At 72.8% G+C, this 13,704-nt stretch carries 10 protein-coding genes and 1 tRNA gene; 6 read left to right on the plus strand and 5 right to left on the minus strand.

The window, feature by feature from the left end; translation table 11 throughout:
• Positions 1–331: 331 nt before the first annotated feature.
• From COUCH_RS32990 to COUCH_RS33010, 5 genes are all read right to left on the minus strand, one after another.
• Positions 332–1,726, minus strand: coding sequence for an LPXTG cell wall anchor domain-containing protein (locus tag COUCH_RS32990; RefSeq protein ID WP_249609086.1), 1,395 nt, complete (start codon positions 1,724–1,726; stop codon positions 332–334).
• Positions 1,727–1,928: 202 nt separating this feature from the next.
• Positions 1,929–2,004: transfer RNA gene (locus tag COUCH_RS32995), tRNA-His, on the minus strand.
• 245 nt (positions 2,005–2,249) lie between these two features.
• Entirely contained in the window at positions 2,250–2,840 is a 591-nt protein-coding gene (gene orn / locus COUCH_RS33000; protein WP_275980016.1) for an oligoribonuclease, read from the minus strand.
• A gap of 300 nt (positions 2,841–3,140) precedes the next feature.
• On the minus strand, positions 3,141–6,380 hold the full coding sequence (locus tag COUCH_RS33005; RefSeq protein ID WP_249609087.1) for a hypothetical protein: 3,240 nt from the start codon (positions 6,378–6,380) through the stop codon (positions 3,141–3,143).
• 233 nt (positions 6,381–6,613) lie between these two features.
• On the minus strand, positions 6,614–8,266 hold the full coding sequence (locus COUCH_RS33010; protein ID WP_249609088.1) for a copper resistance CopC/CopD family protein: 1,653 nt from the start codon (positions 8,264–8,266) through the stop codon (positions 6,614–6,616).
• 142 nt (positions 8,267–8,408) lie between these two features.
• Between COUCH_RS33010 and COUCH_RS33015 the strand changes: the two genes are divergently transcribed.
• From COUCH_RS33015 to COUCH_RS33040, 6 genes are all read left to right on the plus strand, one after another.
• The gene (locus COUCH_RS33015; RefSeq protein WP_249609089.1) at positions 8,409–8,945 is read left to right on the plus strand and encodes a sigma-70 family RNA polymerase sigma factor; all 537 of its coding nucleotides are present in this window, start codon (positions 8,409–8,411) and stop codon (positions 8,943–8,945) included.
• 142 nt (positions 8,946–9,087) lie between these two features.
• Positions 9,088–9,582, plus strand: a complete 495-nt coding sequence (locus tag COUCH_RS33020) for a MauE/DoxX family redox-associated membrane protein (protein WP_430640844.1) — start codon at positions 9,088–9,090, stop codon at positions 9,580–9,582.
• Positions 9,579–10,307 carry a DsbA family protein gene (locus tag COUCH_RS33025; protein WP_249609090.1) on the plus strand — a complete coding sequence of 243 codons (729 nt, stop codon included), beginning with the start codon at positions 9,579–9,581 and terminating at the stop codon, positions 10,305–10,307. The genes COUCH_RS33020 and COUCH_RS33025 overlap by 4 nt, the downstream gene beginning before the upstream one ends.
• Entirely contained in the window at positions 10,304–11,296 is a 993-nt protein-coding gene (locus tag COUCH_RS33030; RefSeq protein ID WP_249609091.1) for a hypothetical protein, read from the plus strand. Before COUCH_RS33025 ends, COUCH_RS33030 begins: the two co-directional genes overlap by 4 nt.
• A complete protein-coding gene (gene bcp / locus COUCH_RS33035) occupies positions 11,293–11,763 on the plus strand; it encodes a thioredoxin-dependent thiol peroxidase (protein ID WP_249609092.1) in 471 nt (156 codons plus the stop codon). Before COUCH_RS33030 ends, bcp begins: the two co-directional genes overlap by 4 nt.
• 128 nt (positions 11,764–11,891) lie before the next feature.
• Positions 11,892–13,634 carry a methyl-accepting chemotaxis protein gene (locus tag COUCH_RS33040; protein WP_249609093.1) on the plus strand — a complete coding sequence of 581 codons (1,743 nt, stop codon included), beginning with the start codon at positions 11,892–11,894 and terminating at the stop codon, positions 13,632–13,634.
• Positions 13,635–13,704 lie beyond the last annotated feature (70 nt).

The following is a 13,704-nucleotide window of genomic DNA, read 5'->3' on the forward strand; positions in this document are numbered from 1 at the left end:
ACGGGCGATCGACTGACCCTCACCTGAGGGGTGGCGCAGGCATACCGGCCCTGCTCGTGGTGCCTGTTGCGGCATTTTCGACGGCCGAGATGGACGATTGACACTCCATCGACTATTCTCACTGACAACGCCGTTGCGAGTTCTTCCCCCGTGGAATTCGCAACGGCGCTTTTTCGTGCGCTCCGAGCCACCACACCGGACGATGCGGGCGGCCGCGCGCACCGATCTCCGCCGCACCTGGTCCGGGCACCCGGGACGGGACCGCCATGAATCCGCAGCGCAACGCCCCCGGCACCAGCACGAGGGCGTCTTGCGCTGCCGACGAGGCCGGTCAGGCCACGAAGTGGGTTCTGCGCCGGCGGGCGATCGCGTACCCGATGAGACCCGCGGCCAGCAGTCCCCCACCGAGGCCCGCGATGGCCGCGGTCTGCGTACCCGTGACGGGCAGGCCGCCGCCGCCCGCGCCGTCGCCCGTGCCGGGCGTCGCGGGCGGGGTTGCCGGCGGTGTCGTCGTGGGCTGGTCGGCGACCGGCGGGACGGTGAACAGGATGTAGTCGACCGGTCCGGTGAGGCCCGGCTTCAGGTTCGCCGGGGCGGTTTCGAGGGTCAGCGTGCCCTCGGTGCCGCGGACCACGCCGGTGCCGGGGGTGGCGGACATCCCGGCGAGGGCGCGGATACCGCCGTGGCCCTCGGCCCAGCCGGCGCTGACCCAGTGGAAGCGGATGTCCTTGGTGATGTCGCCGAGACGCTGCTGGGTGGCGATCGCCACGCCGCTGCCCAGCTTCAGGGTGGCGCCGGGGGCGAGGGCGCGGTCGAACTCGCACCAGGCCGAGCCGGGCTTGCCCCGCAGGGCGTACCAGCAGTTGTCGTACTTCCTGGCGAAGATCATGTCCTCGTCGGCCAGGCGCAGCTCGACGACCAGGCCGTCGACCGCCGCGTCGCCTTCGTTGCGGACGCCGATCACGCCGGGCACGACCTTGCCCCGTTCGCCGTCCCGGACCGTCGGGCGTTCGCCCGCGGTCGTACGCTCCTGCACGGCGGCGAGGTCGGCGCTGTCCGGGTTCGACGGCGGCAGGATGTCCGGGGCGCCCGACGGGCCCTCGGTCACGGCGACGTGCACCGGGAACATGGTGGAGGCGCCCATGAAGGTGCTGAGCCACGGGGAGCCCGGCTCGAGCGTCAGCGTGCCCTCGGCGCCGCGTACGGCGGTGGTGCCCTCGGTCGCGTCCTCGTCGGCCAGCGCCTCGATGCCGCCCGCCGCCTCCGCCCAGGCGCGGCTGACCCACCGTACGACGACCGCCTCGTCGACTGCGGGGTCCGCGTCGTCCGTGGCCTTCACGACCGGCCCGGCCAGCTGCAACGTGGCCCGGTCGGGGATCTTCGCGTCGAACTCGCACCAGGCCGAGCCGGGCTTGCCCTCGAGCGCGTACCAGCAGTTGTCGTAGCGCCGGGCGAACCTGAAGTCGTCGCTGGGCAACGTCAGCTGCGCGACGAGGCCGTCGACGGCCGATCCGTTGCGGTTGTGCACGCCCATCGGCCCGCGGGTGATGCCGCCGGGACGGAAATCCAGCCCGTACATGCGCCCGGACTCGATGGAGCGCTGACCGACCGATTCCAGGCGTACGGAATCAGGGGTGTCGGGTGCCGCCGCGGCAACCCCCGGCAGGACGGCCGGCCCGAGGAGGACAGCGGCCGACGCGACGACGAATCGTAGGTATCTGGTCATTCGGTGTTACCCCCGTGCAGTGGACGAGGGCCAGACCCTACTCACTCGCGGTCCGCGGCGGGGACCCGCTCGGTCGATGCGGGACATGAGCCTCGATCTATCCGTACGTCAGCACCGACCTACGTCACGCCCCGTCCGCGGCTGATCGGGTGACATTGGGGCCCGGGCAGCAAAAAGCCCGCTCCTAGGAGCGGGCTTTTCTTGGGGTGATCGACGGGACTCGAACCCGCGACCCCCGGGACCACAACCCGGTGCTCTACCAGCTGAGCTACGACCACCATGCCGCCGACGAGGAAGCCCCCGCAGCGTGCGCCGGACAAGCATAGCCGGATCCCCCGCCCGGTCGTCGACCGGGTTACCGCCCGGCGCGGCGCGGTCGCCGCCGGCCCGGGGCAGCGCTCACCGCGGGCCCGGGCGTGCTGGTCACCGCCGGCCCGGGGCGGCGGCGTCGTTGCGGCCAGGGCGGCGTGGTCGCTGCCGGTCGGGGCGGGCGTGGCCGCTGCCGGCCCGGGGCGGGCGTGGGTTACAGCTCGGCGGCGATGGCGCGGGCCTGGTCGACATCCGGGCCGGGCAGCGGGACGAAGATCGTGCGGCGGTAGTACTCGAGCTCGCGGATGCTCTCCCGGATGTCCGCGAGCGCCCGGTGCGCCAGGCCCTTCTGCGGCTGGCCGAAGTACACGCGCGGGTACCACCGGCGGGCCAGCTCCTTGATCGACGAGACGTCGATCATGCGGTAGTGCAGGAAGCCGTCGAGCGCCGGCATGTCGCGGGCCAGGAAACCCCGGTCGGTCGCGATCGAGTTCCCGCACAGGGGGGCGGTGCGCGGGCTGGTCACGAACTGCTTCACGTACGCGAGGACGGCCTCCTCGGCTTCGGCCATCGTGACCGTGGAGCGGCGTACCTCCTCGGTCAGGCCGGACTTCGCGTGCATCTCACGGACGACCTCGGGCATCGCGTCGAGCGCGGCATCGTCGGCGTGGATGACGAGGTCGATGCCGTCGCCCAGCACGTTCAGGTCCGGGTCGGTGACGAGAGCCGCCACCTCGATCAGGGCATCCTTGCCGAGGTCGAGCCCGGTCATCTCACAGTCGATCCATACCAGAAGATCCGCCACGCGATCAGCCTACGCGGTGAAGGGCGGCACGCGCCGCCACGTGGCGCCGTACCCACCTGTTCGGGACCCGAACGCTTATTCACCCTAGATTGTCCGTATTGGCCCCAGGACTACCCAGTTCGCCCGTCGAGGCGCTAAACTGTGCTTAACGGACGAAGCCCCCCTTCGGTTACTCCGTTCCCCCGGTAAAGGGCCCTCCGCGTCGGCAGCGCGGAGGGCCCTTTCGGTCTGCGGTTTCTCATCGGCGGCATGACAGAAGCCCCGGGCGATCACGCCCGGGGCTTCCCACCTGTTGTCAGGTCAGTCCTTGCCTGTTCCCCGGCTGCGGCGAGGCGGCCGGGTCAGCTTGATCGGAGGCTCCTGCATCTCCGGATCGGGAGCGGGCAACCCGGAAGCCGTGACATTCCGCCGCCGCTTCGCCTTCCCGCCGCTGAGCAGCTCGGCGACCTCGTCCTTGTAAGCGCCGAGAAGCCCCTTCTTGGGCGCGGCGGCCGCCTTCGGCTGGTCCACTGCCTTGGAGCCCTCAGCGGTCTGCCCCTGCGCGGCCTCCTTCGGCTGCTCGGCCGCCTTGCCCTGCCCCCCGAGCTCGGGCTGCTCCGCCGTCTTGGGCTGCTCCGCCGTCTGGGGCTGGGCGACTGCACTCTGCTGAGCGACGGCTTTGTGCTGGTCGGCGGCCGTGGGCTGCTCGGGCTGCTTCTTCGGCTGCTCAGCGACCTTCTGGCTGGGCGCGGTCTTGCTCTGCTCCACCCGTTCCGGGGCGACGGTCGCCGGCTGAGCACCGGGGCTGCGCTGCTCGGTACGCTGCCCGGCGATCCGGGCCTCCGACCCGTCCGCGACCTTCTCGCCCGGCCCCTGAGCCTGCGCCGGCGATGCGTGCCGGGCGGTCTCCCCCTTCGCCGAGCCTGCCGGTACCGGCTCACGAGCCGGCTCGGTCGGCCGCGACGGCGCCGGTACGGACGGACGAGCAGGCGCCGGACCGCTCGGCGCGGAAGGGGAGCTCGGCGCCGGAACCGCCGGTGCCGGCGGAACCGGGGCGGGCGGGACCGGCTTGGCGGGCGTCGGCGCGGTGCCGCCCTTGGCCGGCAGGACCGCGGTTCCACCGTCGCCGGGTGCCGGCTTCGCCGCAGGCGCGACCTCTGGTGGCCGAACGGCCTTGACCGGTGCACCGGCGGCATCGAACTGAGAGGGCTTCGGGGCAGCGACGGACTCGGTCGACGGCTTCACCGCCGGGGAGGCCTGCGGAACGCTCGGCTTCGCGGTGGGAGCGGTCGACGGGCTCGACGGTTTCGCGGTGGGCGGGATCGACGGAGCCGGCGGCTTCGCGGCAGCCGGGGCCGGGGCCGACGGCTCTGCAGCACCGACGGCCTGAGCCGAGGGAGCCGACGGCTTTGCAGCAGCCGAGGCAGGGGCCGACGGGGCCGACGGCTTTGCCGCGGCCGGGGTGGACGCCTGAGCTGTGGCCGGGGTGGACGTCTGCGCCGCCGGCGAGGTGGACGGCTGTGTCGCGGGCGTTGTCGGCGCGGCGGGTGGCTTGGGGGCGTCGGCGGAGGTGCCCACGCGGCCGGAGTCGGCGCGGGTGAGGCCGGTCGCCGCCCAGGCGTTCGTCGGCGGGCCGCCGAACAGCGCGTTCCGCGGTGCGGCCTTCGCCGGGCGCACCGGCTTTGTCGCGGACGGCGCCAACGGAGTCGGCGCAGACAACGCCGACGAAGACGCCGCCGATGTCTCTGGCGAGGCCGACTGGCCGGCGGTCGCGGCGGGGACGGTTGCCTCCTTGCCCTCGCTGGCCGCCGGCTTCCGCGGAATATCGGCGCCCTGCTTCGACGGGACCGGGTCCGGTACGGACTTGGCCGGGTCCTTCGGCTCGGCCGTCGCCGCAGCCGGCTTCGTCACCGCAGGCTTGTCCACCGCCGACTTGTTCGCAACTGGGGCGGCGGTCAGCTTGTCCGTAGCCGCCGCAGCAGGCGCCGAGGGCGGCGGCACGAAAGCCGGCGCCTCAAGGTGGGCCTTGTCCGCGCCCTCCGGCACCGACAGCCCCACCACGACAACGTCATAACCGTCCGGCACCGACTCCGCGGGCCGCGCCGAGGAAGAGTCCGCCGGCCGAGCCGAAGAAGAAGCGCCAGCAGCAGAAGCCGCCGCCGCAGCAGGAGTCGCGCCGGCAGCCGCAGTCGCGCCGGCAGCCGGAGTCGCGCCAGCGGAAGTCGCGCCCGCAGCCGGAGTCGCGGACGTCCGGGATTTCGCCGCCGGAGAAGTTTGCTCTCCCCCACCCTTGCGGGACGCGTTCAACGCAGCAGCCGCGCGCGCTTCCGTCTCGCGAGCCCGGGCCGCAGCGGTCTCGGCCACCCACGCGCCCACCGCGGACGCCTGGAAGATCGGCGGGTCGGTGGGCTGCGGCCCGGTGGGCCGGCGGCGGGCCGGCGTACGGGCGACCTGCGGCTCCGACGGCGAGGCGTCCGGCGCCGGGGTGTTGCGCGGCGTGATGAGGCCGAGCGGCGCACCCGGGGCCGGCGCAGCCGCGTCCTGAGGAACGGGAGCCGGAGAACCGGAAGCGGGAGCCGAAGCAGTGGCCAGAGAAGCGGCAACAGGCGAAGGGGCAGGAACGGCGGCAGGCGAAGGAGTAGAGGAGGGAGCGGCAGCAGGCGAAGGAGCAGAGGCGGGAGCGGCCGCAGGCATCGGGATCGCCGCGCCCCGCTCCGGCGGATTGGTCGTCTTGCTCGCCGGTGGCCAGGTCAGGGCGGGCGGGCGGCTCCGGGGCTGGCAGTCGGCGAGCGTACGGGGGCGGTGGGTGGCCGAGTGGCGGCCCCCGCCGACGCGGCTCAGGGGCAGCGGGGCGCCGATGGCCTGCATGAGGTCGGGGACCTGGCTGGGTTCCACGACGTAGACGACCTCGCGGCGGCGGGCCGGCCAGCCGAGGATGATCATGCCGAGCATGACGAGGAGGGTGCCGCCGATGAGCAGCGCCCAGGTGGCCTGGTTGAGCCAGCCGGGGCGGATGGCGGCCGTCGATTCGAGGCGTACGCCCGGCTGCGCCGCCGGGTTCATGATGATCAGGCTGTAGCGGGTGTCGCGCAGCATGGTCGGGTTCCAGTCGACCGCGCCGACGCCCGCGGCGAGCCAGAAGCGTTCCCGGTTGGGGATCTGCTCGGGCGCGCGGGTGCCCGGTACGAGCTTGCTGGTCACCGGCAGCGCGCCCGTGCCCAGGTCGATCGCCGAGACGGAGATGCGCGGGATGTCGGCGAGGTACGCGTCGGCGCGGTCGCGGGGTGCGAGGCCCACGAAGGCCGGGGCGTCGCCCGAGGTGGCCGTGATCCGCAGCCGCGTGTCGCCGAAGCGGGCGAACGGGGCGTCCTTGCGCAGCAGCTCGTCCACGTCGTCGACGACCACGGCGTAGCCGGAGGTCGCCACCCGCTGCATGGTTCCGCTGAAGGCGCCGCCCGCGTCCCGGTGCTGCATGGCGGCCCAGAAGGCACCCCCGGCGAGCAGTGCCGGCAGCCCGGCGGTCAGCAACAGCATGCCGAGGATCGTGCGGAGCACCCGCATCTCGATCTCCCCCTTCTCGGTGGTACTGCGCAGACCATACAGACCGAAATAACACCAAAATGGATAAACGGTTACTTAGACCCTATAAGCATGAGAGACCGGCCCCGTCCAACCGCCCCACCGCCACCCATAAGCGGACTAAAGGCCTTTTTTGGGGCCCTGGAAAGCCCCGCTGACGAGCAAAAAGAGGCCCGCGCTCCACCGAGCGCGGGCCTCACCTGAAGCGGGGGCGGTTACGAGATGGTCGCCTTCATCGTCAGCGTCGACTGGTCGATGTCGCTGGTGCGTACGGTGAACTTGAACGTCCACTCCCCCGCCGCCGGCAGCGCGATGTCGCCGACCGCGTGGAAGTCCGTGATGCGCAGCAGCGGCACCTCGATCGGCTCGATGCCCTTGGCCGGCAGCGCCGCCGTGGCGGTCCACTCGACGACCGGCAGCGGCTTGTTGTCGCGTGTGTACGCGTACAGGTGCAAAGAGTTGTTGCCCACGGTCGCCGGGAACACGTCGACCTGCAGGCTGATCGAGTCGTCGGAGATCGTCTGCGTGATCGTGGTGCTGGTCTGCGCGGTCTCCGCCGCCTCGGCCGTGCGCGGCGGCGCGATCTGCACCACCGCGGCCGTCACGCCGAGCACCACCGCCGTGATGGCCAGCTCGGCCGCCACGACGCGGCGCAGGGTGCCCGGGCTGGTCTCGGCGCTGCGGCTGCGCACCAGCTTCCGGGAGTACGCGGCCACGCCGATCACCGTCGCGGCGAGCGCCACCTTCACGAGGATCAGCCGCCCGTACGTGCTGTCGTACAGGCCCTTGAACGACGCGATCTCGATGAGCGCCTGCACCGTCCCGGCCAGGATGAGCGCCGCGACCGCGGTGGCCGCCCAGCGCGACCAGATGGGCAGGATCGCGCCCAGCTCGCGTTCGTCCGCGCTGCGCAGCAGGAACCCGACGAGCATGACGAGCCCGCCGAGCCAGACCGACATCGCCGCCAGGTGGATCGCGTCGACCACGACGGAGACCCCGGCGACCGGCGAGGCGGTGGGGTGCCCGGTCAGCGGCCAGGTCGCCAGCGCCGCCACGCCGAGGACGCCGAGCAGGGCGAGGTCGGAACGGGAGTCGCCGCCGGCGCCGGTCAGCAGCGGCCGCAGCAGCAACGCAGCCGCGATGGTCACACCGAGGCGCACCAGCATGACGGCGCCGAACGTGCTGCCCAGCACGTCGCGCAGGTCGCCGCCGGAGACGTCGAACAGACCCGTGCCGGTCGTGTACGGGGCCTGCAGCCACAGCGCCAGCACGGTGCTGCCCAGCACGAGGCCCACCCCGGTCCACACGAGCCGGGCCGGGCCGACCCGGGACAGCCGGTGCGGCCACAGCAGCGCCAGCACCAGCACCGGGCCGACGAGCAGCACCAGGCCGGCGTACCCGAGGTATTTGCCGACCGGGATCAGGGCCCGCACGACCGGGTCGACCGACTCGGCGACCTGGCCCTCGCTCGGCGGGGTGGACTGCGCGCCGACCGAGTAGGTCAGCGTGCCGGCCACCGGGTGGCTGTCGGCGGAGACCACGCGGTAGCTGACCAGGTAGGTGCCGCGGCCGCCGCCGGAGCGCAGCGGGATGGTGACCGTGCTGCCCGCGGCCTGCGGCTCGCCCTGGTCGGCGCGGCTGCCGTCGGGGGCCAGCACCTGGATCTTGCCGGAGATCAGCTGCACCGACTCGCTGAAGGTCAGCGTGACCTTGTTGGGTGCGTCGGGCACGATCGTGTTGCTGCCCGGGTCGCTGGCCACGAGGGCGGCGTGCGCGCTGGCCGGGCCGGCCGGCCCCAGAATCACGCAGAGCAGCCCGAACACCAGCCCGGCGAGGGCGGCCATGCCCCGGCGTCGATCAACGGTCATGCAAGCAATGCTCCCCGATGGCTCCACGGTCACGGCAACGCGGTCGCCGCGCTGCCCGCCAGGCGGACCCAGGATGGTCGTCCGGGCAGCGCCAATAGTTCCGCACGGGGCCGACATTTCTCGTCCGCGTACGATCGGCCGGGTGAACCCCGACCACCTCACCGCGCTGGCACTGCGGGCCCGGGCCGGCGACGCCGGCGCGCAGGCCGCCCTGGTCCGGGGCACGCAGGCCGAGGTCTGGCGGTTCACCGCGGCGCTGGTCGACCCGGGCGCCGCCGACGACCTGACCCAGGAGACGTATCTGCGGGCGTTCAAGGCGCTGCCCCGCTTCGAGGCGCGGGCCTCCGTGCGCACCTGGCTGCTCGGCATCGCCCGGCGCACCTGCGCCGACCATCTGCGCGCCGTGATGCGCCGCCGCCGGCTCGACGCCCGGCTCGCCGCTCAGGCCTGGACCGACCCGCCGCAGCATCCCGACCCCGCGCACCGGCTCGGCACCGCCGACCTGCTGCGCCGGCTGGGCGAGGAGCGGCGTACGGCGTTCGTGCTCACCCAGGTGCTCGGTTTGTCCTACGCGGAAGCCGCCGCGGTGGAGGATGTTCCTGTCGGCACGATTCGTTCCCGGGTGGCCCGGGCACGCGAGGAGCTGGTGGCCGCCGTCACGGCCGCCCAGGCCGGCTGAGCCCGCACGGCCCGGACGCGCGGGCAGTGCCGCACAGGCCGGCTGACGGCTCCGGTCGGGACCTTCGACCCGTCACACAGGGAACCCCCAGCCGGTAAGACGGAACTTGGCGACGCCGGGCGCCGACTAAGGGGGCGTGGGTATGGAGATCGGGCAGACCGCCCGGGCGATGCAGGTGTGGCCGTGGATCTCCACCGTGGCGCGGCTCGGCCTCGCCGCGGTGTGGCTGATCGCGGGGGGACTCAAGGTCGGTGACCTCGCCGCCTCCGGGCGGGCGGTCAACGCGTACCAGATCTTCCCGTACGAGATCGCCAAGGTCATCGGTGCCGCCCAGCCGTTCCTGGAGATCGCGCTGGGGCTGCTGCTCCTCGCGGGCCTGGCCGTACGGCTGAGCGCCGGCATCTCCGCCGCCCTGCTGGTGATCTTCATCGCCGGGATCGTCTCGGCGTGGGTCCGCGGCCTGCAGATCGACTGCGGCTGCTTCAGCACCGGCGGCGCGCTGGGCGCCGGCGCCGAGCCCGCGTACGGCTGGGACATCGCCCGCGACCTGGGCTTCCTCGTGCTCGCCGGAATTCTGCTGTGGCGACCGCGCACCCGCTTTTCGATCGACGGCATCCTGATGGGGGACGACCAGTGAGCAAGAGCACCAAGGAACGCGCGCAGGCGAAGCGCATCGTGCAGGAGCAACTGGCCCGCGAACGCCGCCGCACGGTCACCCTCTGGACCACCGTCGGGGTCGTCGCCGTGCTGGTCATCGCCGGTTTCATCGGGTGGGCCGCGGTCGCGAGCCAGGACAAGGACACCAGTGGCAAGCTCACCGTGCCGACCGCCGCGGTGGACGACGGTACGGCCTTCGCGCGCGGCAGCGGACCCGTGATCATCGACATCTACGAGGACTTCATGTGCCCGGCCTGCCACCAGTTCGAGACGGGGGCCGGTCCCACGCTCACCCAGCTCGTCGACGCCGGCAAGGTGACCGTGCGCTACCACCCGATCGCGATTCTGGACCGGTTCTCCAGCACCGAGTACTCGACCCGGTCGGCCGGGGCCGCGGCCGCGGCGGCGCAGGGCGGCAAGTTCCTCGAGTACCACGACGTGCTGTACGCCAACCAGCCGCCGGAGAACAGCGCGGGCCTCGACGACGCCAAGCTGATCGAGCTCGGCAAGTCCGTGGGCCTCACCGACCAGGCGTTCGCCGACGCGATCAAGAACAAGACGTACACGGCCTGGGCCGCCAAGGTCACCGACACCGCCTCGGCGCGCGGGGTCACCGGCACGCCCACCGTGATGGTCGCCGGCAAGAAGCTGGACAACCCCACCCCCGAGGCGCTGAGCGCGGCGGTCGGAGCGGCCGGCGCGTGAGAAGCGGGTTCCTGTTCGTCGCGGTACTGGCCGGTGCGCTCCTCGTGCCGGCCGGTCCCGCATCTGCCCACGGCGGCGACGCCCCCGACGCCACCGCGTACCGCACCGAGGTGACCGGGCTCAGCGCGCCCGTACCCGGGCTGAGCGTCCGCGCGGTCGAGGCGGGCGCGCGCCTCGAGCTCACCAACGACACCGGGCGCACGGTCGAGGTGCTGGGCTACCGCAACGAGCCGTACCTCGAGGTGCGGCCCGACGGCACGTACCAGAACGTCAACTCCCCCGCCGCGTACATCAACCGGACGCTCGACGGCGACACCCCCGTACCGTCGAATGCCGATCCGGCCGCGCCCCCGCAATGGCAGCGGATCTCCACCGGCCCCAGCGTGCGGTGGCACGACCAGCGCACCCACTGGCTGACCCCCGGCCTGCCGCCGCAGGCGCAGGCCGACCCCACCACGGCGCACAAGCTGCGCGACTGGTCCGTCCCGCTGCGGCAGGGCGTCACCACCATCGAGGTACGCGGAACGCTCACGTGGGAGCCGCCACCGGCGGCCTGGCGCTGGTGGGTGGGCGCGGCCGTCCTGGCCCTCGCGGTCACCGCCCTCGGCCGCCGCCGGGGCCGCTGGGTAGGCGCGGTCGCCCTGGTCGCGGGCACGATCACCCTCGGGTACGCGGTGACGCGCGCGAGCCTCGGCGCGGAGGGCACGGCCCCGGCCATCGGCGCGGCAGTGCTCGTCCTCGCCGCCGGAGTGCTGACCCTGCGCGGACGTACGCCGTTCCTGCTGCTGCTCGGCGGCGCCGCCCTGGCGATCTTCGGCGGCCTCGGCGACGCCGGCGTGTTCACCCAGGCCGTGGTGAACTTCCCCGGCCCGGGCTGGGTGCCGCGCGCCGCCGTGCTGACCGCGGCCGGCGCCGGCGCGGGCCTGGCGGCGACCGGGCTGCTGCGGCTGCGCTCGGCCACGCCCGCCCCGATATCGTCGACCGCATGACTGAGCGGCTTTCGCCGGGCGACCCGGCCCCCGACTTCACCCTGCCCACCGACAGCGGCGACACGCTGAGCCTCAAGGACCTGCGCGGCCGCAAGGTGGTGCTGTACGCGTACCCCGCCGCCATGACCCCCGGCTGCACCACGCAGGCCTGCGACTTCCGCGACTCCCTGGCCTCCCTGCAGGCCGCCGGCTACCAGGTCGTCGGCATCTCCGCCGACGTCCCCGCCAAGCTCGCCAAGTTCCGCGACCGCGACGCCATCACGTTCCCCCTGGTCAGCGACCAGGACAAGAGCGTGCTCACCGCGTACGGCGCGTACGGCGAGAAGCAGATGTACGGCAAAACCGTGACCGGCGTGATCCGCTCGACCTTCGTGATCGACGAGAACGGCCTCGTCGAACGCGCCCTTTACAACGTCAAGGCGACGGGTCATGTGGCAAAGCTGCGACGGGATCTGGCTATCGACTGACTTTCCGGGCGAACTTCGCGGATCCTGAGGTCGGGTGCCGATAGAAACGGTACGCGACGGGGCTTGTCCACGACCCTTTCTTCGAGGCCGGGGACGAGCCCTACAGACCATTTCCGTGGAGAGCGCCGATGCCGACAGCCGCCAAGCCGACCCGCCGCCTGCGCCTGGGTGGCAAGCCCCGCCGCGGTAGCGACTCGACCCGCGGCGCCGCAGCGTCGTCGCGCCGTGGCCGCCGAGCGCCCGGGCACGCCGCCGCGCCCGGCAAGCGGGCCGGCCGGCGCGGCCCACGCCTGTGGCGCAACCTCAGGGTGTCCCAGAAGCTGATCGCGAGCTTCGGCGTGCTCAGCCTGCTGGTGATCGCCGTCGGCTCGTTCGGCCTGTTCGAGCTGCACTCCGCGAACAACCGCCTGGAACGGATGTACGAGGGCAACACCCAGGCCATCGCCCTGATCGGTGAGGTCCGCGCGGACGTCCAGCAGGCCACGTCGCTGACCGCGAACCTCATCCTGCGCTCACCGCTCGCCGACGTCAGCAACGTCCAGATGGCGATCAGCCGCCTGGACCGGGACATCGACGAGAACTGGAAGGCGTACACCGCGCACGCCACTCCCGGCGCCGCGACGGACCGCAACGCGTTCGTGGCAGCCCTCGCCGAGTACCGAAAGGTCCGCGACCAGCAGCTCGTCCCGGCCGCCCAGCAGAACAGCATGAGCGCCTACCTGGGCGCCAAGAACAACTTCATCGACCCGCTGACCAGCAAGATCACGGTCGCGTTGAACAACCTTGCCGGGATCGAGGACCGGGCGGCCCAGCGCCAGATGTCGCAGGCCCGCTCCAACGCCGACGTCGCGCAGGTCGTCACCATCGCGCTGATCGCCGGCGCGGTCGCCTTCGCCACCATCATCGCCCTGGTCGTCAGCCGCGCCATCGCCCGCCCGCTCGGCCGGACCGTCAAGGTCCTCGAAGGGCTCGCCGAGGGCCGTCTCGACCAGCGCCTCGACATCAAGGGGCGCGACGAGGTCGGTCGCATGGGCGAAGCGCTCAACACCGCCCTCGACCGGCTGACCGCCGCCATGCGCGACATCGGCGAGAACGTCACCACGCTGGCCTCCAGCTCCGAGGAACTGACCGCGGTCGCCGGCCAGATGAACGACTCGGCGGCCCGCTCCGCCGGCCGCGCCCAGGCGGTCACCACGGCGTCCGAGGAGATCAGCCAGAACATCACCACGGTCTCCGCCGGCGCGGAGGAGATCGGCGCCTCCATCAGCGAGATCGCCCGCAGCACCTCCAGCGCCGCGGACGTGGCCGCCCAGGCGGTCCGCATCTCGAGCGAGGCCGGCGACATCCTCCAGCAGCTCGGCACGTCCTCGGCGGAGATCGTCTCGGTCATCAAGATCATCACGGGCATCGCCGAACAGACCAACCTGCTCGCCCTCAACGCCACCATCGAGGCGGCCCGGGCGGGCGACGCGGGCAAGGGCTTCGCGGTCGTCGCCGGCGAGGTCAAGGAGCTCGCCCAGGAGACGGCGCGGGCCACCGAGGACATCCGTACGCGCGTCGGCGCCATCCAGTCCGACTCCGCGGCAGCCGTCTCGGCCATCGCCGAGATCGGCGCGGTCATCGACCAGATCAACGCCACCCAGACCGCCATCGCCGCGGCGGTCGAGGAACAGACCGCCACGACCAACGAGATGACCCGCAACGTGGGCGAGGTGGCCGGCGGCTCCAGCGAGATCGCGGCCAACGTGGCCGAGGTCGCGGAGGCAGCAGCGGAAACCACCAACGCGGCCGCCAACACGGCCGGCGCGGCCGACGAACTCGCCCGCGTCGCCCACGACCTGCAGAAGAGTCTGGCAATGTTCCGCTACTGAGCACACCCCCCGCCGGACCGTCGACCCACGGCGGCCGTCACGCGGCCTGGACCCGCGAGGCGGCCGCCGT

It is taken from the genome of Couchioplanes caeruleus, from assembly GCF_023499255.1.
Classification (GTDB): domain Bacteria; phylum Actinomycetota; class Actinomycetes; order Mycobacteriales; family Micromonosporaceae; genus Actinoplanes; species Actinoplanes caeruleus_A.

Bases quoted from the DNA above. Each gene is read 5' to 3' on its own strand.
- COUCH_RS33010 (WP_249609088.1), bottom strand. From the start codon at position 8,266: ATGACCGTTGATCGACGCCGGGGCATGGCCGCCCTCGCCGGGCTGGTG.
- COUCH_RS33040 (WP_249609093.1), top strand. From the start codon at position 11,892: ATGCCGACAGCCGCCAAGCCGACCCGCCGCCTGCGCCTGGGTGGCAAG.
- COUCH_RS33005 (WP_249609087.1), bottom strand. From the start codon at position 6,380: ATGCGGGTGCTCCGCACGATCCTCGGCATGCTGTTGCTGACCGCCGGG.
- COUCH_RS33020 (WP_430640844.1), top strand. From the start codon at position 9,088: ATGGAGATCGGGCAGACCGCCCGGGCGATGCAGGTGTGGCCGTGGATC.
- bcp (WP_249609092.1), top strand. From the start codon at position 11,293: ATGACTGAGCGGCTTTCGCCGGGCGACCCGGCCCCCGACTTCACCCTG.
- COUCH_RS32990 (WP_249609086.1), bottom strand. From the start codon at position 1,726: ATGACCAGATACCTACGATTCGTCGTCGCGTCGGCCGCTGTCCTCCTC.